General features: G+C 67.6%; 18 protein-coding genes. 13 read left to right on the top strand and 5 right to left on the bottom strand.

Annotated elements, in window-relative coordinates; translation table 11 throughout:
• Positions 1–70 precede the first annotated feature (70 nt).
• From AC5W7N_RS06040 to AC5W7N_RS06025, 4 genes are all read left to right on the top strand, one after another.
• A complete protein-coding gene (locus AC5W7N_RS06040; protein ID WP_195020247.1) occupies positions 71–832 on the top strand; it encodes a crotonase/enoyl-CoA hydratase family protein in 762 nt (253 codons plus the stop codon).
• Between the two features lie 161 nt (positions 833–993).
• On the top strand, positions 994–2,097 hold the full coding sequence (locus AC5W7N_RS06035; protein WP_163814516.1) for a glycoside hydrolase family 183 protein: 1,104 nt from the start codon (positions 994–996) through the stop codon (positions 2,095–2,097).
• Between the two features lie 217 nt (positions 2,098–2,314).
• Positions 2,315–3,538, top strand: coding sequence for an erythromycin esterase family protein (locus AC5W7N_RS06030; RefSeq protein ID WP_163814515.1), 1,224 nt, complete (start codon positions 2,315–2,317; stop codon positions 3,536–3,538).
• Between the two features lie 276 nt (positions 3,539–3,814).
• A complete protein-coding gene (locus AC5W7N_RS06025) occupies positions 3,815–4,504 on the top strand; it encodes a class I SAM-dependent methyltransferase (protein ID WP_195020248.1) in 690 nt (229 codons plus the stop codon).
• 162 nt (positions 4,505–4,666) lie between these two features.
• On the opposite strand, the gene AC5W7N_RS06020 is transcribed toward AC5W7N_RS06025, so the two are convergent.
• Entirely contained in the window at positions 4,667–5,272 is a 606-nt protein-coding gene (locus tag AC5W7N_RS06020; protein WP_163814513.1) for an alpha/beta hydrolase family protein, read from the bottom strand.
• Between the two features lie 233 nt (positions 5,273–5,505).
• Here AC5W7N_RS06020 and AC5W7N_RS06015 point away from each other — a divergent pair, with 233 nt between their 5' ends.
• The 3 genes from AC5W7N_RS06015 to AC5W7N_RS06005 all read left to right on the top strand — a co-directional run bounded on the left by AC5W7N_RS06015 (position 5,506) and on the right by AC5W7N_RS06005 (position 9,772).
• Positions 5,506–7,341 carry an acyl-CoA dehydrogenase gene (locus AC5W7N_RS06015; protein WP_163814512.1) on the top strand — a complete coding sequence of 612 codons (1,836 nt, stop codon included), beginning with the start codon at positions 5,506–5,508 and terminating at the stop codon, positions 7,339–7,341.
• Positions 7,342–7,626: 285 nt separating this feature from the next.
• Positions 7,627–8,715, top strand: coding sequence for a glycoside hydrolase family 183 protein (locus tag AC5W7N_RS06010; protein ID WP_495924040.1), 1,089 nt, complete (start codon positions 7,627–7,629; stop codon positions 8,713–8,715).
• Between the two features lie 322 nt (positions 8,716–9,037).
• Positions 9,038–9,772: a helix-turn-helix domain-containing protein gene (locus AC5W7N_RS06005; RefSeq protein WP_495923382.1), complete on the top strand. Its 735-nt coding sequence runs from the start codon at positions 9,038–9,040 to the stop codon at positions 9,770–9,772.
• Between the two features lie 41 nt (positions 9,773–9,813).
• Here AC5W7N_RS06005 and AC5W7N_RS06000 read toward each other — a convergent pair whose 3' ends face one another.
• Positions 9,814–12,678, bottom strand: a complete 2,865-nt coding sequence (locus tag AC5W7N_RS06000) for a VanW family protein (protein ID WP_495923381.1) — start codon at positions 12,676–12,678, stop codon at positions 9,814–9,816.
• 314 nt (positions 12,679–12,992) lie between these two features.
• On the opposite strand from AC5W7N_RS06000, the gene gnd reads away from it, so the two are divergent.
• The 5 genes from gnd to AC5W7N_RS05975 all read left to right on the top strand — a co-directional run bounded on the left by gnd (position 12,993) and on the right by AC5W7N_RS05975 (position 17,351).
• Entirely contained in the window at positions 12,993–14,024 is a 1,032-nt protein-coding gene (gene gnd / locus AC5W7N_RS05995) for a phosphogluconate dehydrogenase (NAD(+)-dependent, decarboxylating) (protein ID WP_495923380.1), read from the top strand.
• 191 nt (positions 14,025–14,215) lie between these two features.
• Positions 14,216–14,881, top strand: coding sequence for a hypothetical protein (locus tag AC5W7N_RS05990; RefSeq protein WP_163814507.1), 666 nt, complete (start codon positions 14,216–14,218; stop codon positions 14,879–14,881).
• Positions 14,882–15,098: 217 nt separating this feature from the next.
• Complete coding sequence (locus tag AC5W7N_RS05985) at positions 15,099–15,986, top strand: ABC transporter ATP-binding protein (RefSeq protein ID WP_495923379.1); 888 nt, start codon at positions 15,099–15,101, stop codon at positions 15,984–15,986.
• A 34-nt stretch (positions 15,987–16,020) separates the two neighbouring features.
• A complete protein-coding gene (locus AC5W7N_RS05980; RefSeq protein ID WP_495923378.1) occupies positions 16,021–16,785 on the top strand; it encodes a DUF2705 family protein in 765 nt (254 codons plus the stop codon).
• Positions 16,786–16,859: 74 nt separating this feature from the next.
• On the top strand, positions 16,860–17,351 hold the full coding sequence (locus AC5W7N_RS05975; RefSeq protein WP_163814504.1) for a GbsR/MarR family transcriptional regulator: 492 nt from the start codon (positions 16,860–16,862) through the stop codon (positions 17,349–17,351).
• 9 nt (positions 17,352–17,360) lie between these two features.
• On the opposite strand, the gene AC5W7N_RS05970 is transcribed toward AC5W7N_RS05975, so the two are convergent.
• Positions 17,361–17,789: a hypothetical protein gene (locus AC5W7N_RS05970; RefSeq protein ID WP_495923377.1), complete on the bottom strand. Its 429-nt coding sequence runs from the start codon at positions 17,787–17,789 to the stop codon at positions 17,361–17,363.
• A 276-nt stretch (positions 17,790–18,065) separates the two neighbouring features.
• Between AC5W7N_RS05970 and AC5W7N_RS05965 the strand changes: the two genes are divergently transcribed.
• Positions 18,066–19,529, top strand: coding sequence for an alpha/beta hydrolase (locus tag AC5W7N_RS05965; RefSeq protein WP_495923376.1), 1,464 nt, complete (start codon positions 18,066–18,068; stop codon positions 19,527–19,529).
• A 74-nt stretch (positions 19,530–19,603) separates the two neighbouring features.
• On the opposite strand, the gene AC5W7N_RS05960 is transcribed toward AC5W7N_RS05965, so the two are convergent.
• Entirely contained in the window at positions 19,604–21,025 is a 1,422-nt protein-coding gene (locus tag AC5W7N_RS05960; protein WP_375139405.1) for a lipase family protein, read from the bottom strand.
• Complete coding sequence (locus AC5W7N_RS05955; RefSeq protein ID WP_495923375.1) at positions 21,022–22,290, bottom strand: hypothetical protein; 1,269 nt, start codon at positions 22,288–22,290, stop codon at positions 21,022–21,024. The genes AC5W7N_RS05960 and AC5W7N_RS05955 overlap by 4 nt, the downstream gene beginning before the upstream one ends.
• Positions 22,291–22,729: the final 439 nt, after the last annotated feature.

Below are 22,729 nucleotides of genomic sequence, written 5' to 3'. Positions count from 1 at the left end.
CACGGACCGTGGGCCGCGGCGTGCCCGAAAGCGCCCCACGGACGAACTTACCGCAGAGTAAGATAATGCCATGGGCTCACACATCGCGGTGCGGTTCGAAGGTGAACGCGCCTACGTCACGCTGAACCGGCCGGACAAGCACAACGGCCTGACCATCGAGATGCTGCGCGATCTGGTGAGCGCCGCGCACGCGGTGGCCGAGCGGCGCGACGTGCGCGCGGTCATCCTCTCCGGCGCGGGGCCGAGCTTCAGCAGCGGACTCGATATCGCCGCGGCCACCGGCGATCCGCTCGCCATCGTGCGCAACTTCGTTCCGCTGCCCTGGCGCGGCACCAATACCTTCCAGGAGGCCTGCTGGGCCTGGCGCCGGCTGCCGGTTCCGGTGATCGCGGTCGTCCACGGGCGCTGCTACGGCGGCGGCCTGCAGCTGGCGCTCGCCGCCGATTTCCGTTTCGCCACCCCCGATTCCGAATACTCGGTGATGGAGGTGAAGCACGGTCTCATTCCGGATATGTCCGGCACCGCGACGCTGGCCCGGCTCGTCGGCGCCGATCAGGCCCTGCTGCTCGCCATGACCGCCGACACCGTCGGCGCCGCGCACGCCGCCCGAATCGGGCTGATCACCGAGATCAGCGCCGATCCGATGGCCGAGGCCGAGAAGCTCGCCGACCGCATCGCGGCCCGTCCGCCCGACGCCGTCGCCGCCGCCAAGCGCCTCATCGACCGCGCCTGGCACGCCTCGGCCCGCCGCGCGTTCGCCCTCGAGCGTGCTGCGCAGTTGCCGCTGATCGTGCGGCGAGCATTGGGATCGGGTGGAAAAACACCGAAATAGGTTTGGGAATCGCCCGGTCGCAGGCGCAACCCCCCAATTCTGGGGATTTCACTGCTAGCATTTCCGACGATTTGCCAGCCAGTCGAAATGTGGTGCACGACACACGCGTGCGTTCCGTGGATCGAGGCCCGTTTCGGCGCGACCCCGGAGGGCCCACCCCTGTGAGCAGAACCGCGTCCATCCTGATGTCCGCGCTCGCGGGCGCCTCGGCCCTGCTTCTCACCGCGACCGCCCCGGCCACGGCAAACCCTAACGCCATCAACCCGATCCCGGTGCTCAACGGCACCAACGGCCTGCCGAACCTGCCGGGCCGCACCCAAGCCGTCTTCCAGGTGACGGGCATGGCCAGCCCCAACGTCACGCAGAACTACAACGTGCTCGGCACCGACCTCGGCATCATGTGGGACAACGGCCACGGCGAGATGCTCACCGCCTTCGGCGATACCGCGGGCCTCGGCTTCCCGAACCTGCTCGCGGGCAGTATGTGGGCGTGGCGCAGCAATATTCTGGTGCGCAGCCACACCAAGGATCCCTCCGGCGGCATCTACTTCGACAGCGTGGTGCGCGATGTCTTCGGCCAGGCCCGCGATCTGATTCCGAGCCCGAAGATTCCGTTCCTCGAGATCAGCCGCATCCCCACCGCGGGCATCTCGGTGGGCGGCGTGCAGTACATGAGCACCATGTCGGTGAAGACCTGGGACGCGCCCGGCGAATGGACCACCAACTTCTCCGGCCTGGCCGCCTCCGCCGACAACGGCGAGACCTGGGCCGATCTCACCGCCACCCGGCGCCCGAACGAGGGCGGCAACGCCAACTTCCAGATGAACGCCTTCGTGAAGGACGGTGGCTTCGTCTACGTCTACGGCACGCCGTCCGGCCGCGACAACGCCGCCTACATTTCGCGGGTGCGTGAGCCGGATATCCAGAATCTCGGCGCCTACGAATACTGGGACGGCGCCGGCTGGATCCGCGACGTGAACAAGGCGGCGCCCATCATGCACGGCGTCGGCGAGCTGTCGGTGATGTACAACGACTATCTCGGCCAGTTCATCTCGCTCACCACCGATCCGTGGAACTCGGTCGTCATGCGCCGCGCGTCCTCGCCGGTGGGTCCGTGGAGTGCGCCCGAGGTGCTGATCGATACCCGGGCGTTGCCCACCGCCTATGCGCCCTCGATCTTCCCGTATCAGACCGGGAGCGATCTCTACTTCCTCACCACGGTGCACAGCCAGTACAACGTGCTGCTGATGCGCACCCGCCTGTAGACCCGATCCAAGGTCGTCGATGCCCGCGCTGTCCGGCGCGGGCATCGTCGCGTTTCCGAGCCCGCGCACAGCTCGGCTGACGGCCGCAGCGTTACGCGTCGACGGACCAGCCCCACGGCGCACCCGAGCGAATCGAAGGCCCCGATGACTAACTTGACCTGAACAAAGGTTGATGTACGAGCCTGGGGATCACACACGATCAACCGGGAGGACCATCATGACCGCGCAACTGATCTCGGACATCGCCGAAACCCAGCAGTGGCTGCGGGCACGCGCCCGCCCGCTGCGCACCGAATCCGACGCCGTCGGCGCCGATCTCGATCCGCTGATCGCGCGACTCGCCGAGGCGAGCGTCGTGGGCATCGGCGAGTCGACCCGGTTCTCCCGGCAGACCTTCGGCGTGCGCGAGCGCATCTTCCGGGCGCTGGTGCAGCAGCACGGTTTCCGGGCCCTGGCGATCCAGGACGGCGCCCGCTCCGGCGAACGGCTCGACGCCTACGTCCGCACCGGCCAGGGCGATCCGGCGACAGCGCTCGCCGGGGCCTGGCGGCCGTGGCGGACCGCGGACATGGTGGCCGCCCTCGACTGGATCCGCGCGTTCAACGAACAGCATCCCGACGACCCGGTCACGGTGTTCGGCATCGAACCGCCCGCCGCCGAACCCGCCGATTACGACGCCGTGCTCGATCACGTCCGCACCGAGGCACCGGATGCGCTGGCACAGCTGCGATCCCATCTCGATCCGATCCGCACCGCGCACCGCGTGGACGAACATGTACAGCGTCACCAGGGGATTCATCCCGGCCGCCCGTTCATCGAACACGCCCGTGATGCCCTGCACCTGATCGAACAGCTGGCCGGGGTCCCCGAGGAGATCGCCGCGCGCATGCGGATGATCGTCGATTTCCATCAGTACAGCGTCGCCGGTCAGGGCGGATTCGCCAGGGACGAGCGGCGTTCGGCCGAGACCATCATCGAGCGGCAGCGACGGACCGGCGCGAAGATCGTCTACTGGGACGGGATCGGTCATACCGCGGGTGCCGACGCCGGAGTCGGGCGCACCGACCCGGCCCTATTCCGCGGCGCGGGGGTCCATCTGCGGGCCGAATTCGGCGCGCAGTACCGCGCCGTCGCGGTCGGCTTCCATCACGGCGATCTCGGTGTCGCGATCGCACCGGACCCGGCGCCCGACTTGATCGACGCCCAGCTCGGCGCGATCGATCTGCCCGCCTTCTTCGTCGACCTGCACGGCGACGCTCCCGAACCGGTCGACCGGTGGCGGCGCGGGCCGGTGAAAATGCGCACGATCAGCGGGATCTACGACCCGGCCAAGGACGATGAAGCCTTCATCACGGTCGGCTCGCTCGCCGACGCCTTCGACGTGCTGATCCACGTTCGTGCGTCGACGCCCGTGGAGTGGCTGCCGGAGTTCGCCGCCTGATCGCGCGGTCGCACAGTCGGGGACGGGCCCGGTGACACCGGTTCACAACGACAGCGAACGAGACCAACGCACGCGTGATCGCGAGCGCAGCCGCGCAGCGGGCCGAATGCGCCGGGTCGGAGCGGTGACGCGCGGCGGGGTTTTGCCGGGGTGTCACGCTGACCAGCTCGCCCCTAGGTGCGGGCTGGTCAGCACTGGGCTCACGGACCGCTGAGGCGGGCAGCGGGGCCGCCGGGTTGCCGAGGCACCCCGGTGGGTGTCAATACACTGGCCGCTATGGACGCGGCCGAATGGGATGCGCGGTACGCGCAGGGTGAATTGGTGTGGGGCGCACCGCCGAACAGCACCGTGGTGGAGCACGTCTTCGGGCTGGATCGGGTGACGCCGCTGCATCCGGGCCCCGACGGCGTCGTCCCCGATCTGCCGCGCGCGCTCGACCTGGCCTGCGGCGAGGGCCGCAACGCGCTGTGGCTGGCCACCCACGGCTGGCGGGTGCACGCGGTGGATTTCTCGCAGGTGGGCATCGATAAGGGGCGCACGGTCGCGACCCGGCTGTCGCGCTCGGTCCGGGAGCGGCTCACCTGGCAGTGCGCCGACCTCACCGATTTCGAGTCGACCGGCATCACCGGCCCCTACGAGCTCGTGCTGATGGTGTTCCTGCATCTACCCGCCGCCCAGCGCCGCCCCCTGGTGCGGCAGGTGGCGCGACTGCTGAGCCCGGGCGCCACCCTGCTGGTGCTCGGCCACGACAGCACCAATCTCACCGACGGTTACGGCGGACCACAGGACCCGGAGATTCTGTTCACGCCCGACGACATCGTCGCCGATCTGGCGGGGCTCCCCGATATCCACATCAGGGTCGCCGACCGCATTCAGCGCCCCACCGAGGGCCGCGACGCGATCGACGCCCTGGTCATCGCGTCCCGGGCGGATCTGGAACCGGAGCAGCCGGCGCCGTCCGACTAGGGGAACAGTCCACAGGTCGTGGCCGCTGGACTGTGGACCGGACGGCACGATCAGTCGTCGCTCTGCACCAAGGCGCGTCAGATATCGCCCCGGCCTCAACAGGCCGGGAAGCCCTGTGTCCGTCAGCGGTCGACGCCCGTGCGCGCGGTCCGGGCCAGTGGGCTATCCGACGACGCTCCATCGCGTCAGCCATCTGCCCGCCGTCGCACCGATGACGTCGAAGCCCGTCCGGAAAGAATGCGGCTGACCCGGGATAACGCAGACCTCGGCGGCATCGCCCGGATCCGGGATGCCGAACGGGTCGCTACCGCCGTTGATCACCACCACCTCGATATCGCCGGTCGCCAGCAGCTCATCGCGCCGGGATTTCTCCGGCTTACCCGGCGGGTGCAGCGGGAACGCCAGCGCGATCACTCCGCGCGCGCCCACCTCGATCGCGGTCCGGCACGCCACCCGCGCCCCGTTGCTGCGCCCACCCTGGATGAGCGGCAGCTTCTTACCCACCCGCCTGCGCACGGCCTCGACGATCTCCACCCAGGCCGCGTCCTGTTTCACCGCCGATCCTGGCGCCCGCCCGCCCGCGACCCGGTACGGCTGGGTCACCAGGCCCACCGCCCCACCGGCGTCGAGGGCCGAATCGCGAACAGCCAGAATGTCTTTGGTATCGACGCCGCCGCCCGCGCCGTGGGTCAGCAGCAGGAGGAACCCGGCGCCGCGCGGACGGCGCAGCTGCACCTCGGCGGGCCCGGCACTCGTCTCGATCCGCACACCTCACAGTAACCGCAGGTCAGCTGCCAGCCGCCGGCCCGGCGAGGGGTGGCGTGTTCATCGCGTCACATTGGCTGATTTCGTCTTTGCGACCGCCTTACTGGCCGGTAATATGGCGAATAAGTTACCCGCGAGTAGCATGCGGAAAACCGGTATGGCTACCCGGAGGCGACAACGGGCGGGAACGGCAGAACAACCGACCGCACCAACTCGATGGAGAGTGAGTAGCAGACATGGGCCATTACAAGAGCAACGTCCGCGACCTGGAGTTCAACCTCTTCGAGGTGCTCGGCATCGGCTCGGTGCTGGACAGCGGCGCCTACGGTGACCTGGACACCGACACCGTGAAGGAAATGCTCAACGAGGTCCGGCGCCTGGCCGAGGGCCCGCTGGCCGACTCCTTCGTCGAGGGCGACCGCAACCCGCCGGTCTTCGATCCGGAAACCCACACCGTCACCCTCCCCGAGGCCTTCAAGAAGTCCTACCGCGCCCTGGAAGACGGCGAGTGGATGAAGGTCGGCGTCCGCGAGGAGCTCGGCGGCCTCGGCGCCCCCTCCAGCGTCGTCTGGGCGTTGAGCGAGATGATCCTCGGCGCCAACCCGCCCGCGCAGATGTACGGTGCGGGCGCGGGCTTCGCGCAGGTCTTCTACAACAACGGCACCGATGAGCAGAAGAAGTGGGCTCAGATCATCGCCGAGCGCAACTGGGGCGCCACCATGGTGCTGACCGAGCCCGACGCGGGCTCCGACGTCGGCGCCGGCCGCACCAAGGCCATCAAGCAGGAGGACGGCTCCTGGCACATCGAGGGCGTCAAGCGCTTCATCACCTCCGGTGACTCCGACGACCTGTTCGAGAACATCATGCACCTGGTGCTGGCCCGCCCCGAGGGCGCGGGCCCCGGCACCAAGGGCCTGTCGCTGTTCTTCGTGCCGAAGTACCACTTCGACTTCGAGACCCAGACCCTCGGCGACCGCAACGGCGTCTTCGTCACCAACGTCGAGCACAAGATGGGCATCAAGGTCTCGGCCACCTGTGAGGTCACCTTCGGTGGCCACGGCATCCCCGCCAAGGGCTGGCTGGTCGGCGAGGTGCACAACGGCATCGCGCAGATGTTCGACGTCATCGAGAACGCGCGCATGATGGTGGGCACCAAGGCCATCGCGACGCTGTCGACCGGTTACCTGAACGCCCTCGACTTCGCCAAGGAGCGGGTGCAGGGTGCGGACCTGACCCAGATGACCGACAAGACCGCGCCGCGCGTCACCATCACCCACCACCCGGATGTGCGTCGCTCGCTGGCCATGCAGAAGGCCTACGCCGAGGGCCTGCGCGCGGTGTACCTCTACACCGCCGCGCACCAGAACGAGGACATCGCCCAGCTGGTCTCGGGTGCGGACAAGGACACCGCGTTCCGCGTCAACGATCTGCTGCTGCCGATCGTCAAGGGCGTCGGTTCCGAGCGCGCCTACCAGTACCTGACCGAATCGCTGCAGACCTTCGGTGGCTCCGGCTTCCTGCAGGACTACCCGATCGAGCAGTACATCCGCGACGCGAAGATCGACTCGCTCTACGAGGGCACCACCGCCATCCAGGCGCAGGACTTCTTCTTCCGCAAGATCGCCCGCGATCGTGGTGTGGCGCTGGCGCACGTGGCCGGCCAGATCCAGAAGTTCATCGACGCCGAGGCGGGCAACGGCCGGCTCAAGGGTGAGCGCAAGCTGCTCGCCACCGCGCTCGAGGATGTGCAGGCCATGGCCGCCACCCTGACCGGGCACCTGATGGGCGCCCAGGAGCAGCCGACCGAGCTGTACAAGGTCGGCCTGGGTTCGGTGCGCTTCCTGCTGGCCGTCGGTGACCTGCTCATCGGCTGGCAGCTGCTGCGTCAGGCCGAGGTGGCAGGCGCCAAGCTGGACGAGGGCGTCACCGGCGCCGACGAGGCGTTCTACAAGGGCAAGGTCGCGGTCGCGCAGTTCTTCGCCCGCAACGTCCTGCCGGAGCTGACCGCCACCCGCACGGTGCTGTCCAACCTGGACAACGACATCATGGAGCTCGACGAAGCCGCTTTCTAGGCCCGCCCGCCTCTCCGGGATTTTGGCCGGATTCAGGTGCCGTGGGAGTCGCGTTGGCGGCCTGCGGTGAGTGCCGGGGTGGGTTAGCCCGTACCCGGTGAGTTACCCGGATCTTACGAGATCAGGTGGCAAGTAGAGCAAAAGCGAAAGAGCGGCTCGGAATTTCCGGGCCGCTCTTTCGTGTGTCTGGGTGTCGTGTCTCCGCCTGGCGGGTGTCGGCGGGCCCGGATAAGGTTCTCCTTGCGTTCGAACCGGGTGGGATCTGTCCAGGAGGAAACGGTGAAGCTGAACCGATCGTTGGCCACGCTTGCCCGCGTCGGAGCGGTGGGTGCGGTGTGTTCGATGGTTCTGGCGGGGCCCGCCATCGCGGATCCGAACAACGTCAATCCGATTCCGGGGCTGAACGGCCAGCCGCGCGGGTTGCCCGCGCTGCCCGGGCCCACGCAGGCGATCTTCCAGGTCACCGGCATGGACAGCCCGAACCGGACGCAGAACGTCAACGTGCTCGGCACCGATCTCGGCATCATGTGGGACGACGGGCGCGGCGGCATGATCACCGCCTTCGGCGACAGCGCCGGGCTCGGTGTGCCGAACCTGCTCGCGGGCAGCGTGTGGGCCTGGACGAGCAACGTGCTGTTCCGCAGCCATGATCCCGACCCGTCCGATGGCATCATGTTCGACGGCGCTGTGCCCAATCCACTGCCGAGCCCCAAGATTCCGGGCATCGAGATCAGCCTCATCCCCACCGCGGGCATCTCCGTGGGCGGGGTGCAGTACATGTCCATGATGTCGGTGCGCAGCTGGGGCGATCACGGCAAGTGGGACACCAATTTCGCGACCCTCGCCGTCTCCGGTGACGGCGGCCAGACCTGGGCCCAACTGCCCACCACCCGCCGCGCCAACATCGACGGATTCGAGAAGTTCCAGCAGAACGCCTTCGTCAAGGCCGGCGGCTACGTCTACAAGTACGGCACCCCGGCGGGCCGCGACCACGCCGGCTACATCTCCCGGGTCAGAGAGCACGAGATCGCCAACCTGGACGCCTACGAATACTGGGACGGCCACGGCTGGAAGCCCAACGACGCCAAGGCCGCAGCGCCGATCGTCGGCGGCGTCGCCGAACTGTCGGTGCAGTGGAACGACCACCTCGGCCAGTACGTCATGCTCACCACCGACCCCTTCAACTCCGTCGTGCTGCGCACCGCCCCCGCCCCCGAGGGCCCGTGGAGCCCACCCCGCACTCTCGTCGAAGCCGCCGCCCTCCCCACGGCCTACGCCCCGATGATCTACCCCTACCAAACCGGCGGCGACCTGTACTTCCTGCTCACCGTGCACAACCAGTACAACGTCATCCTGATGCGCACCCCGCTGTAACGCGGGCCGGTAACGCCGACTTCTCCCCGGACCGAGGCGATTTCGCGCCGATGTGCTCGGCGCCGGCCGCTTCTGCGGTGCCCGGACAGGTGTGCCATACTCTGCGCGCGATACCGATTGCCTTTCGCTGCAAAGCTTTCGAAGGCTGGGGTAACGAATGAGCGACGACTCGGTGCAGGAATGCGCCGAGGTAGGGATCGGCGCCTATCGTTTGCCTTCTCGGTACCGAGTTCTGCGCAATGTGACATCCGGCGCGGCAGAGGCGATTTTCGGCGCTCCGCTGTGCCGGTTTCGTGGTTTCAGGCGAAAGCGGTGAGGGGACATGATCGAACAGCGCTACACGATCGGCGAATACGTTCGGGAACGGCGGCATTCGGTAGGAATGAGCTGCGGCGAAATGGCGGTGCGGGCGCGGGTTCCGCGAGTGGTCGCCGAAGAGGTCGAAAGCGGTGCACGCGAACCCAGTTCGGAAACCCTGTCGCACCTGTTCGACGCCTTGCAGGTTCCGGTGTGGTTCCGCGGGCATATCAGCAGCCTGACCCGCCCGGACTTCCTGCCGAGCGGGCTCGGTGCGGCACCGGACACCCCGACGCCCGACGATCTGGCGGATCTGCGCAGCCTGACCCATCCCGCCTGCTTCCAGGTATTTCCGACCTTCGATATCGTCGCCGCCAATTCCGCTTATCAGCGGTGGTTTCCCGGTGTGGAAGCGGGGACGAACGCGCTGGAATGGATGTTCTTGAACCCGGCCGCGAAAGCGGTGCTGCCGGAATGGGCGGCGGAAGCGCGGCTGCTGGTGAATGCGTTCCGGGTGCTGTCACCGGGGCTCGCCGACGACAAACGGATCGCTGAGATCGCCGACCGCTGCGGACGCGCACCGGAATGGGATCAGATGTGGGCGGCACCGCTGCGGCCCGAGGAGCTGCACCGCGATCGGGTGCTGGTGCGCGACCCCGTCACCCGGCGCAACCGCGGCATGATCGCACGCATCTACGCGCCGGAATTCCCGCGGCGGCCGTGGATGCTGTACCGGCTGGTGCCCGGCGCGGGGCGCTGACCACCGCGCGCCGAGCCGCCTCGGGATGACCGGGCCGGCCGCTACTCACATTTGACGATCGGGATCGGATCGTATTTCACGGTCCGGGTGGTCCGCGAAACTTCCCTGCCGGTAGCGATATCGGTGATCACCCGGGTGTCGCTGACGGTGAAACCGTCAGCGCCCTCGGTAGCGATGCAGCCATCACCCTTGGGCAGGGTGATGGTCTTGGGTTTGGTCGGCTTGGTGCGTTCGCCGGTGATGGATTCCACCTCGACGGTCTTGGTGCCCCAGATCCGCACGGTCACTTCGGAATTGTTCGCGGAGGCCTCGATATAGATGCCGTTGGCGGTGTTGTTGCGGAAGCTGAGGTCGATGGCGCCATCGAAGACCGTCGCTTCGCGGGCTGCCGGATACCGCGAGATGTAATAGCTGTGCTCGGTGTGACCGGCGTCTTCCAGACCGGCGAAATAGGCCGCGTTGTAGAGCGTGGTGGCGAACTGGCTGATACCGCCGCCGACCGCCTTGCTCGGCCGGCCGTGGTCGATGATGCCGGATTCGACATAGCCCTCGGCTGTGCCGCGCGGGCCGGTGAACTCGTTGAGCGAGAAGGTTTCTCCGGGTTTCACGACGGCGCCGTTGACCTTCCTGGCGACGGTCCGGATATTCACCCCGGACGGCCCGCTGAATCCGCCGGTGGTGAATTCGCCCATCGGCTCCACGATGCCGAGGCCGGCAGCCGCTTCGGTGGTCAGCTTCGGCTCCACCTTCTCGTACACCGCGGGCGCGGTGCGCTGCGGCGCGGGCGCGGCCAGCAAGGTCGCGAGCGGTTCGAGGGTCTTCTGCCAGTTGATCTTGTCGCCGACCACCGACGGAACCACCGTCGGTTTGCCGCCGGTGAGGGTGAAGGTCGCGTCCTTGGGCTCGACCTCGGACTCCTTCAGCTGCGGAGCCAGCAGGTCGGTGGCGACCTTCTGATCGATGCGCGGGGTCAGACCGCCGTTGCCGTCCGGCGCGAACGACACGATGGTGGCGATCTGCTCGGGAACCAGCTGGGCCTTACCGCCCTTACCGTCGAAGATCACCGGCGCCGACACCGCGGGCTGGGCGATCTGCTGCAACGCCTGGTCGATCGCGTCCTGGCGAACGGCGACCGGGGCGGGTACCACCGGCAGGTTCATCGGTGTGCCCGCGACCCAGTTGTGCACGAGCACCTCGCGGGCAGCGGCCGCATCGAGCACTCGGCCGGGGACCGGAGCCACCGCCACCGGCCGAGCGTTCTCGAAGACGATGGTGCCCTCGACGGTGGGGCGGTCGTGCACCCGCAGCGCGTCGAACGTTTTGCCGAGCGCCTGCTCGTCGACGGCGGTATCGACCTCCACCGTCTCGGTGCCGAACAACGAGGTCAGGCGGGTGATCGGGTTGAGCGGCTGATCGCCGATCCGATCCCAGGTGCCGTCCCAGTCGACGCTGAGGCCCGCTGAGCCCGGCACCAGGGTGGTCTGCACATCGCCGATCGTCACGGGCAGTTCCCGGCCCGCTCGACCATCCAATTCGGCGCGCAGCTGGGCGTCGGCCGCGGATTTGTCCATGCCGCCGATCTCGACCCCGGCGACCACCACACCACGCGGCACCTCACCGGAGGACATGGCCAGGTCGGCCACATAGCCGAGCAGGCCGAGGCCGAACAGGGCGCCGACCGCGATACCGATCTTGCGTGCCTTCGGCGACTGCATGATCTGCAGGAACTCGGGACGCTTCTTCGATTCCTCCGGCTGCCGGGAAATCGGGCGACGCTCGCCCGGTGCGCGTGGGGCCGGTGGGCGGGGCGGTTCGGCGCCCGCCGAGCCGGCTTCGAGGTCTGCCCGGCTCTGCTCCGAGTAGGCGTAGGCGGCGGTTTTCTGCGTTCCGACGGTGTCCTCGGACGGAGCGTGCGAGGCCCACTCGCGCTCATGCGCGTTCTCGGGGCCGTTTTCGGCCTGGGCCGGTTCGTTCGCTGCCGACGCCGTGGACCCGAATCGCAGCGTCGGCTGGGCACCACCTGCCGTCCCAGCGGTCGGCGGGACCGCGCTCATCACCTCCGTGGGCGATTCGCCTGCGTCGGGGTGAGCGGAGCCCCTCGGCACATCGCCAGCCGGGCCGTGACGACCTGCGCTGCTGCGCGAGCCTCCGGCTCGGTGGTTGTGCTCGATCGCCAGCGCGTCGGTCGCGATGACGTCATCGTCCGGATGGGCCGTGGGTGCAGCCGATGTCGGCGGGATCGGGAGCCGACGGGTCAGCGGTTCGTTCGGTGTCGCATCGGTGGGCCGCACCTGCTCCGAGTGCGACCGGGGCGGATCGGGCTGGACGGGCAGCCGCTGCGTCAGATGCTCGGGCGGCGAATCATGCCTCTGCTGCGGGCCCGGCTCATGCGCGGGCCCCCTACGGGAATCGCGCGCGAGCCCCGGGCGCGAGTCGTGCGCGAGCCCCTGGCGCGGATCGAACGCGCTGTCCGGCGCTGGCCCCGGCGGATCGGCGGGCATCGGGATCCGGAGGGTCGCCCGGTCGAGCGGCGAACTCGCGCGACCGAACCCCGGCGCCGGATCGGAGGCAGGTTGTTCGACGCGTGGCCGATCCCCCGCGCTCGGCTGGAGACCGCCGGGTCGCTCGGCACGCGGATTTTGTGCGGGCCGCTCGGCACCGCGCGGATTTTGCGCGTTTAGACCCGGCGCCGCCGGTGAATCCTGGGGCTGCGGGTGCCGATGGTCCGCGAGCGGCTCCTGCGCCTGCTGGGACTCCTGTGCCGACCGACCCTGCTCGGCCTGGAGGCGCTGTTGCTGCTGGGCGCGGGCCGATTCGAGGAACTGTCGTAGCCCGCCGTTGGTGGGCTGTGCGCGGCGGGCGGGCTCGGATCTCTCGCCGCGTCCGGTGTTCGACTCGCCGGTCACGAATCGTCCTCCCCACATCGGGTTACAAGTTTTCCAGCGCGGTGCGCGCTCGCCCAACGATAACGGTCGGCACCGACCACGTCAGTGCCGCACAGATCACACTGGACCGCGACCCAGCAAACGATCGGCAAAGACGCAGTTCGCACACCAAAAGGCTCCGTGCAGTTGCCGGGTCGGGGGTCTGGCAACTACACGGAGCCGATCTGTCTATCGGTGCCGCATTCGCCGCGTTACACCCGCCTGCCACATCAATTTCCTCCGGCGCGGGACAATCGTGCGCGACCAGGGGTGACGACGAGCGAGGAGATGATGGCATGCAGCTGGGAATGATCGGCCTCGGCCGGATGGGCGCCAACATCGTGCGCCGGATCGTCGCCGACGGGCACACCGCCGTCGGCTATGAACGCCACGCTCCGCATATCGACGAACTCAGCGCCGAACTCGGCGCCTCGTTCTCCGGAACCACCGATCTGGCCGAGTTCGTCGGCAGGCTGGAGACGCCCCGTGTGGTGTGGGTGATGATCCCGGCCGGCGCGACCGGCGCGGTCATCGACCAGGTCGCCGAACTGCTGGAGCCCGGCGACATCATCATCGACGGCGGCAACAGCCGCTACCACGAGGACATCGAACGGGCCGAGCGACTGGCCCCCAAGGGCATCCACTACGTCGATATCGGCACCTCCGGTGGCGTTTTCGGCCGCGCCCGCGGTTTCTGCCTGACGATCGGCGGCGAGGCCGACCAGGTGAAGTACCTCGACCCGCTCCTGCGTTCGATCGCGCCCGGCGTGGACGCGGCGCCGCGCACCCCCGGTCGCACCGGGGAGCCCTCCCCCGCCGAACAGGGGTATCTGCACTGCGGACCGGCCGGCGCGGGGCATTTCGTGAAGATGGTGCACAACGGCATCGAGTACGGCGCCATGGCCGCCTACGCCGAGGGTCTCAACATCCTGCACAAGGCCGATTACGGCGCCGAGTACGACGGCGGCGCGCATTCGGCCGAGGAGACCCCGCTCGACCATCCCGAGTACTACCGCTACAAGATCGACATTCCCGAGGTGACCGAGGTGTGGCGGCGCGGTTCGGTGGTGGCCTCCTGGTTGCTGGATCTGACCGCCGCCGCCCTGCACGCCGACCCGAACCTCGACTCCTTCGGCGGCCGCGTCTCCGATTCCGGCGAGGGTCGCTGGACCATCGACGCCGCCATCGACATCGGCGTCCCGGTTCCCGTCCTTTCCGCCGCGCTGTTCCAGCGCTTCTCCTCGCGCGGCGAATCCCACTACGCCGACAAGATGCTCTCCGCCATGCGCAAGGCCTTCGGCGGCCACAACGAGCTGCCGCAGGAATAGGACGCCGCAGTCTCTTCTTGACGTGCGCGTCAACGATTGCGCTTCGGGTAAGCGGGATATATTCGGCGCGACCGGCGGACCGGGTGATCAGGATCATCGGCTGTTGCGCGTGCGGATCGGCGCTGTCGAGGTGTCGACTCTAGGTACCGAACGACCGTCGTGCTGCGGCGGGAGGCTAGGAGGCTGGATCTATGCTGCGGGAATTCCTGGACAAGGGTGTGGTGTCGGCGCTGGATCGCGCCGCGCACGCACAGGCGCCGGTGGTGACGAAGTATGCGGCGTGGCTGCGGGACCGGCATCCGGAGGAATCACCCGACGAGATCGTGCGGCGCCTGGAGCGGCAGTACTTGATCGCGGTGACCGCCAGCGGTGTCGGTGTGGGGTTGAGTGCGGCAGTGCCAGGCGTGGGCACGGTGGTGGCGTTGTTCGCGACCGGCGCCGACACGCTGGTTTTCCTGGAGGCCTCGAGCGTGCTGGCCACCGGGGCTGCAGCGGTGCACGGGATGACGCCGGAGGAAGTCCTCGACGACCATCTCGTCTCGGCCGTGGTCCTCGGCCAGGCCGGGACGAAGGCTTTGGGACAAACGGCGGGCCATGCCGCCGGCAAGTGGGTCGATGTGCTCGGCGACCGGATCCCGGTGCTGAACCGCATGGACGATTCGTACATGAAGCGCTTCCTGGTCCAGTTCGTGGTGAAACGCGGTGCGCTGATGTTCGGCAAGGTGATCCCGGCCGGTATCGGCGCGGTGATCGGCGGCGTCGGCAACAACGCCCTCGGTCGGACCGTGATCGCGAACTTGCGCAGCACGCTGGGGCCGGCGACGTCGGCCCAGGAACCCGCGCCGGTCAACGCCTGAACGGTCGCGGCGGCCTGAACTCGCCGGCTCCCTTGTCGGTGCGCCGGCCCGCCGGTGACACATAACCCCAGGTCATAGGCAAACCTAGCCCGCGCGATTACGAAGTTCCCCGCAGAACGCTTGACATGTTCTTTGTGTTCAGTCTTTACTGAACACATCAGTATTTACGGAACACGCGAGTCCCCACCGGCCACCGGAATCCTCTGCAAGGAGCATCATGACCACCGCCGCCATTCGCACCGAGGGCCTCACCAAGCACTACGGCAAGCATGTCGCGCTCACCGACCTGCACCTCGAGGTGTTCGAGGGTGAGGTGTTCGGATTTCTCGGCCCCAATGGGGCGGGCAAGTCCACCACCATCCGGATCCTGCTCGACCTGATCCGGCCGACGTCGGGCCGGGCGGAAGTTCTCGGCATGGACCCCCGCGCCGGCGGAGCCGAACTGCGCCACCGAATCGGTTATCTGCCCGGCGAATTGGCGATCGAGGGCCACCATTCGGCGCGCGAACTGCTGACCTTTCTCGCCGACCGGCGCGGCGACGTCGCCCGGCGGCGCATCGTGGAACTGGCCGAGCTGCTCGACCTCGATCTGTCCAAGAAGGTCGGCTCGATGTCGAAGGGCAACAAGCAGAAGGTGGGCATCATCGCCGCCTTCATGCACAATCCCGCCCTGCTGATCCTGGACGAACCCACCTCCGGGCTCGATCCACTACTGCAACAGCGCTTCCTGGACCTGGTGACCGAGGCGAAGAACAATGGCCAGACGGTGTTCATGTCCTCACACATCCTCACCGAGGTGCAGCAGACCGCCGACCGCGCCGTCATCATGCGGGCCGGGAAACTGCTCGGCACCGAGAATGTCGAGGATCTGCGCAGGCGTTCGCCACGCGCGGTCGAGCTGATATTCGGCGAGGAGATCTTCCCCGACGATTTCGCCCGGCTGCCCGGTGTGCGCGATCTCGACATCGAGGGCAGCACGCTGCGCTGCACCACCGAAGGCGAGGTGGATTCGCTGTTCAAGGTCGCCGCCAAATATCAGCTGGTCAGTGTGCTGTCCAACGAACCGGACCTGGAGCAGATCTTCTTCAGCCGCTACGGCCGCTGAGCCCATATTTCCTTTCCGCACAGGAGCATTCGCCATGTCGAGCACCGTTTTCACCCAGACCTTGAAAGAACAGCGGCGCGGCCTGATCGGCTGGTCGATCGGCCTGGCCATCGTCCCGATGATCTACCTGCCGTCCTACCAATCGCTGAAAGAGCAGGGCTCGCTGGATATCCAGCAGAACAGCATGTACGACGCGATGGGTTTGAGCGATTTCGCCAGCGGCACCGGGTTTCTCAACTCCACGGTGTACTCGCTGATGGGTTTGCTGCTGATGCTGATCTTCGCGGTCACCATCGCCACCAGAACGGCCACCCAGGAGGAGAACGGCAGCCTGGATCTACTGCTGGCCCAGCCGATCAGCCGGACCGGACTGTTGACGCAGCGTTTCGCCGCACTCGCGGTGCAGGTCGCGGTCGTCACGGCGGTGCTGACGGTGAGCGTGATCGCCGGCGCGAACTCCGGCAACCTCGAGGTGGAGACCGGAAATATCGTCGCGGCCAGTGCCGGGCTCGGGCTGCTCGCCCTGTTCGCCGGGTCCGTCGCGCTGCTGGTCGGCGCGGCGACCGGTAAGCGTTCGCTGGCACTCGGGGTGGCGGCGCTGCTCGCCGTCGCCGGTTACCTGGCCAACAACCTCGGCGACGACTGGCTGCGCAAGCTTTCCCCGTTCTACTACGCCAACGGCGATTCCCCGCTGGTCAATGGCTGGAACGCCGGGCATCTCGCGGTGCTGGCGGTGGGCGGCTGCCTCGCGTTGATCGCGGCGCTGGTGTGCTTCGATCGCCGGGATCTGGCGGTGTGAACAACACGTCAGGGGCGGGCCGAGCCGGCCCGCCCCGTTTTCCCGTTTCTCCCGCCGGAAGGGATACTCGACCGATGACCAGTTCGGAACGCGACCCAGCGGCCCCGACCCCGGAGCAGTTGGCCTTCGTCGAGGATTTCGCGCTCGTGCTCGAACGCATGGGCCTGGTCCGCATGACCGGCCGCGCCATGGGCTGGCTGATGGTCTGCTCGCCGCCCGAGCAGACCTTCGCCCAGATCGCGGAGGCCTTGCAGGCGTCCAAGGGCTCCATATCCAACGCCCTGAAGAACCTGACCACGATGCGCTGGGTCGACAAGATCTCCAAACCCGGCGACCGCAAGGACTACTACATTCTGCGCGCGGGCGTGCTCCCCGAGCTCACCCGCCAGCAGAGCACCCAGTACGACGATCTGACCGCGATGACCTCCCGCGGCCTTGCCCTGTTCGCGGACCCCGACGGCGAGCAGGCCTCCCGGGTCCGCGAAATGCACGAGTTCTTCGTGTGGATGGGCAAAGAACTTCCGGCGTTGATCGACCGCTGGTACGCCGAACACCCGCGGGCCTGACGCGCGGCCTCACGCCTTTCGGCCGCGCACCCACGCGTACACGAAGCCCAGCGTGAAGCCGAGGTGCACGACGAGGAACACCGCGGCGAGGTCGCGGGCATCGCCGCTGAACACACCCCAGACATCGTTGGCGGCGACGGCGCCGAATCCGACGATATTGGCCGGCACCACACTGGCCTGCACCGCCGCCGGCTCCGCATTACGCGAGCTCCAGTTCAACACCGCGATCCCCAGCAGCGGCCCACCGAGCAGGCGAAGCAGGGCGATCAGTTCCGGCGACGGATCGTCAGGGACCGCGCCGACGCCGAACTGCGCGGGCACGAATATCAACGCCAGGCCGATGCCCGCGAGATAGATCGCCGTGGTCACGAAGAGCGCCTTGAGCATACGAACACCTCGGAATAGGACTGCGACGAATTCAGGATCGCAGAAATCCACCGCCGCGGCGCGAGAAATGTGGCTCGATCACCGGGCCCGCGTCTGCACCCCCTTGTGCCCGTCGCTTGTGTGGATCACCTGAGACACGGCAGAGGGTCGAGGCCGGATTCGTCCGCTTGCCGAGAAATCCTCACCGTTCGACTGATGAGCCGCTGAGGGCGCGACGGCGAACAAGCGTTGTCGCGCCCAGTTCGGCCGCGATATCCTGCTGGCCTGGAGGGGGTTCATATGCGAGGCAGTCGGTTTCGACAGTTCTGCATTACCGTCACGGCTGCCATGATCATCGGTCCGACGCTCGGATCCGGTGCCGGCATCGCTACCGCGGAATCGGGGTTGGAGCGATTCGAACGACAGCATGTGGAGTGGCATGAGTGTTCGGACCCCGATCTGGCCGCCGTGCGCGGCGAATGCGCGCAGATCAGGGTGCCGCTCGATTACGGCGTGCCCGGCGGCCGGACGATCGGCCTCGCCATCTCGCGCGTGCCCGCGACCGACCCGGCGCGGCGGCGCGGTGTGCTGCTGACCAACAGTGGTGGTCCGGGCGCGCCGGGACTCGACCCGGGCAATGCGGTCGGGAACGGGCTGTCGGCCGAGGTGCGCGCGTCCTACGACCTCATCGGATTCGATCCGCGCGGAGTCGGGCAGTCCACGCCGGTCGACTGTGGATGGCCGCCGGGGCGGGTGCCGGGCGGCGATGGGCAGCCGGGTGCGGATCGTGCGGCCTTCGATCGCGATGTCCGGCGGGCCGCGCAGTTGGCGGCGCTGTGCCTCGGGGCGGAGGGCGGTGCGCTGCCGCACATCAATACCCGCGACACCGCGCGGGATATGCGGATGATCGCCGCGGTCCTCGGTGAGTCCACGATCAGCTATTACGGGCCTTCTTACGGCAGCTACCTCGGTGCCGTGTTCACCCAGATGTTTCCGGAACACAGCGACCGGATCGTGCTGGACAGCGTGGTCGACCCGGAACGGTACTGGCTCGGCACGTTCCAGGATTCGGGGGGCGCCAATGAGGCCGCACTGGCGGACTGGGCGGAGAAGGTAGCCGCCGAGCAGCAACAGTTCCAGCTCGGGGACAGTGCCGCGACCGTGCTGGCCACCGTTGGCGACCTCATCACGCGAGTGGCGCAGCGACCGACCGAAATCGCCGGGTTGACGGTCGACGACGACATCTTGCTCACGACGTTGAACCTCGCGCTGTCGTTCGGGCCGTATGCCGCTCAGCTGGCCGAGCTCCTGCATCAGCTCCGAGCCGTCGCCGATGGGGCCGCGGTAGCACCGATTCCACTATGGGAGAACGTGCGTGGCTGGGTCGGCGGGGGCAGGATGTTCGAGGCGCATATGGCCGTCAAATGCGGCGACGTCGCCGCACCGCGCGATCCCGAGTGGTATTGGCGCAATATCGAACGCAGCCGGACCGCGCAGCCGATCTTCGGTCCGCTGTTCAACAACATCGCACCGTGTGCGTTCTGGCCCACGCCGCTCGAACCGCCCACCCGGATCCGGCATTCCGTGCCGGTGCTGCTGTTGCATGCCGACGGCGATATCCGCACCCCGTATTCGGGCGCGATGTCCATGCGCCGCCTGATGAGTGGATCGCGACTGGTCACGCTGCGTGATGTGCGTTGGCACGGCGTGCTCGGGCTCCCGAGTACCTGCGTGGCCGAGGCCGTCGACGCCTTCCTTCTGGACGGCTCACTACCGACGACCGATATCGAATGCCGGCTCGACCCAGCCTGATGGACGGGGCCGGCACCACACAGCCTCACGCAGATCGCGACCCTACTGCCCGCGAAGGTTGTGCCGCCCGCACATCAATCGAACTGCGCGTCCAGCCAATCAATGGTCTGCATACCGAAAAGATCGGTGCCCCAACCGTAGAGGTCGGTGATCATGCGGATCATGCTGCAATTGGAGGGCGCGTAGGTGACATCGGTTCCCTTGGAGCGGTAGATGTCGGCCAGTTCGCGCGAATCCGCGGCCGGCACCAGGGACATGAACGAATCGTCGGCGGCGCAGGAGGTGATGAGCACCTTCGACTCCGGCGCGCCCGCCTGCCCGAGGATGTTGTCGTCGTAGGCGCGCTGGAAAGCGGGCTCGTCGGCGGGATTGAGGCCGGAGGTGAACAGCATCTTCAGTGGCACGAACGGCATGCCGAAGTAGGCCGGGGTCTGGCATTGGGTGCGGAAGAAATCGGCGATGGCTTTGCCCGCGGGGTTGAGCTTTTCGTCGATCTTCATCTCGGGGTACCACGGTTCGAGTCCGAGCAGGGTCGCGAAGGCGAAGCCGGAACCGACCGAACCGTCGGCCACGCGCATGAAGTTGCGCGGCTTCACCACCATCCCTTCCAGAACGGTGGCTTTCACGTCCAGGTCCGGCGCGTAGGTGGGCTGGAGTTCGGCGGAGAAACCCGCGCCGACGCCGCCGCCCGCGATACCGAACAGACCCACCTGAGCCTTCGGGTCCAGGCCCGCTTCGCGGAAGTTCAAGGCCGCGCGGGCACCGTCGAGCTGGGCGTGGGCGGCGAACTTGCCGGCGAACACGCCGTGCGGTTTGCGGTCGGCGTCATTGCCGACGTCGGAGATCATGACCGCGTAGCCCTTGCCGAACAGCATGGCCAGCGGGCCGAGCGCCGACCAGGAGGCGCCGTCGAGCGGATCGCCGCCGGTCCACTGGGTGCTCGGGTGGCAGGACCAGCCGACGCTGTCGTTGGCTTCCTGATACGAGATCAGCTTGCGCTGGTCGTTCGGCTTACCGTCGACCGGGATCATCAGGATGCCGGTACTGATCACGGGCGTGACGCCGTCGACGCCGGTGGTCACGTACATCAACTTGTAGGCGTCGAGGTTCGCCGGTTTCACGCCGGAGAACATGACGTCGACCTTCTTGGATTTCAGGACCGTGCCGGGCTTCTCGTCACCGGTGAGCGGAGGTTCCTGATAGAAGGGGTCGTTGGCGAGCAGCGCCTGGAAGGCTTCGCCCGGTGCGGCGAGGGTGGCACCCTGGAGCGTGCCGACCACATAGCCGTTGAACACCTCGCCGAGGCCAGGCGTGCGCGGCGGCACGAAGGGTTCGGGCGGTGCGGGTTCGGGCTGCGCGAAGGCGATTCCAGCACCGGCGAACAGGGTCAGCGCGGCCGCCGACAGCGCGGTCAGCGGGCGGCGCAGCGATGATCGAGTACCACCGCTTGGCCGGCGCCGCTCCGAGCGCATGAATCGTGCTGCCTTCATGGTCAGTTCACCGCCATTTCCGCGCCCACCGGCGTCACCTTCATCTGCCGCACCGCCGAATCCAGCAGCTGCGGGATGTTCAACAGCGGGCGATGCGATTCCATTTGCATTTCGTACGGCGTGCGCATAACCGCTTCCAGTGCGGGCCAGTTGTTTTCGACCTGCCACTTGTATTTCGGCAGCAGCTCGGTCGTGATGTATTCCCAGCGGGCATCGAGCACCGACCAGTTCCACTCCGGCAGCGGCATCGTCAGCAGCGCGGGCCTGCCGTCGGCCATCGTGAACGGAATACGCACCGGCTTGAATTCACGCGGCGGAGCCACGCCGGCCACCGACGGCGACCCGGCCGCGCCGCTGACGTAGGTGATGGCCTCACCGACCGCGCCCTTATAGGCCCGGACCGCATCCCACTGCCCGCCGATCGCCCAATCTTGTTCGCGGCGCAACAGGGTGGCATTGCCCGCGGCGATCCGGTCGCGATCGCCGGAAGCGATATCGCGCCAGGCGTTCATGATGTCGGCGCCGAAGAGCCCGGCGGCCTGGAATTCCTCCAGCGCGGGCAGCCCTCCGGTGACGTATGCGTCGTGCATGGGCATCAGATCGGAGAAGATGTTCTTCTGCATCACCAGGATCATCCCGATGATGTAGTGCAGATCCGCCGGCGTGATCTGCGGTCCCGCTTCGGCCAGTGCGGCCAGCCCGCGCGGCAGCATCGCGACGGCCTGCGGTCCCGCGGTCTGTTCGACCGCGCCGATCACCCCGCGCGCCGACTCCGACAGGCCGGGCAGCGAATAGATGTTGCTCATCAGCTCGAAATCGATGAGGCCGCCACCGAAATCGGCGCCGACTTGGCCACCCATGCCCGCCCACTGCAGTTCCCGGTGGGCCAGTTGCAAATCTTCGTAATAGCGGTACGACCTGATCAGGTTCTGCCGGTTGGCCTCGACGCCGGCCCGCGGATTCCACGCTCGCAGCTCGATTCCGGCCTTGTTGGTGGCGTCGACCAGCCAGTATTGGTAGAGCAGGGCGGCGTAGCGGGTGGGGGCGACGCCCGCGCCGCGGGCCTGGTCGAGCAGGCCGCGCAGTTGGGCCGCGTCGTAGGGCAGGTCCGGATGCACTCCGCCCGGTCCCGCTTCGGCATTGCGGTTCACCAGCGGCAGGTCCAGATAGCGGTCCAGATCATCGGCCGCGGCCGGCGTCGCGGCCAGGCCCATTCCGACTGCGGCAGCGAGCAGCACCACTGCCGCGCGTAGCACTATTCCGATGCGCATCAGCCGTTCAGCCTTCCTCTCCGCACGCTCGATTTCTTGACCTCGAATTCAAGAAATGCGCGGTGTGACAGCACATTTCCCGCGGATAGCCACATTCCGAACAGACCGGCTCGGATGCCGAAACACCGATCGATCTCCACCCGGCCCCGACAGCCCAGCAGGTTACGAGCAGGTAAACACACCCTGACCGGCAAAATCAACCCTGCCACGCGCCAAGGCTCACGTCCGCGGAATCGGCGGAATCGAGCGGAGATCGCCTGGTAATCGCGCGACTATCGGCAGCGAGTCGCGGCAAACCCCGCTCGAGTTTCGATGCGAAGCAATGGAAAAGATCACAGAACGGTAACGTCAGGTGGTTCTATAGCGAATGCGACGCCTGACCCGCAAACGAGGCCGGATAGCAGCGAGCCGGTAGCGGACCGAACTGCCACCGCCCCAC

The sequence above is a fragment of the Nocardia sp. CDC519 genome (assembly GCF_059509835.1).
This window is presented reverse-complemented; position numbering and strand designations above follow the sequence as displayed.

Excerpts from the sequence above, each read along its gene's own strand:
- AC5W7N_RS06040 (WP_195020247.1), top strand. The coding sequence starts at position 71 with ATGGGCTCACACATCGCGGTGCGGTTCGAAGGTGAACGCGCCTACGTC.
- AC5W7N_RS06030 (WP_163814515.1), top strand. The coding sequence starts at position 2,315 with ATGACCGCGCAACTGATCTCGGACATCGCCGAAACCCAGCAGTGGCTG.
- AC5W7N_RS06025 (WP_195020248.1), top strand. The coding sequence starts at position 3,815 with ATGGACGCGGCCGAATGGGATGCGCGGTACGCGCAGGGTGAATTGGTG.
- AC5W7N_RS06015 (WP_163814512.1), top strand. The coding sequence starts at position 5,506 with ATGGGCCATTACAAGAGCAACGTCCGCGACCTGGAGTTCAACCTCTTC.
- AC5W7N_RS06005 (WP_495923382.1), top strand. The coding sequence starts at position 9,038 with ATGATCGAACAGCGCTACACGATCGGCGAATACGTTCGGGAACGGCGG.
- gnd (WP_495923380.1), top strand. The coding sequence starts at position 12,993 with ATGCAGCTGGGAATGATCGGCCTCGGCCGGATGGGCGCCAACATCGTG.
- AC5W7N_RS05990 (WP_163814507.1), top strand. The coding sequence starts at position 14,216 with ATGCTGCGGGAATTCCTGGACAAGGGTGTGGTGTCGGCGCTGGATCGC.
- AC5W7N_RS05985 (WP_495923379.1), top strand. The coding sequence starts at position 15,099 with ATGACCACCGCCGCCATTCGCACCGAGGGCCTCACCAAGCACTACGGC.
- AC5W7N_RS05980 (WP_495923378.1), top strand. The coding sequence starts at position 16,021 with ATGTCGAGCACCGTTTTCACCCAGACCTTGAAAGAACAGCGGCGCGGC.
- AC5W7N_RS05975 (WP_163814504.1), top strand. The coding sequence starts at position 16,860 with ATGACCAGTTCGGAACGCGACCCAGCGGCCCCGACCCCGGAGCAGTTG.
- AC5W7N_RS05965 (WP_495923376.1), top strand. The coding sequence starts at position 18,066 with ATGATCATCGGTCCGACGCTCGGATCCGGTGCCGGCATCGCTACCGCG.
- AC5W7N_RS05955 (WP_495923375.1), bottom strand. The coding sequence starts at position 22,290 with ATGCGCATCGGAATAGTGCTACGCGCGGCAGTGGTGCTGCTCGCTGCC.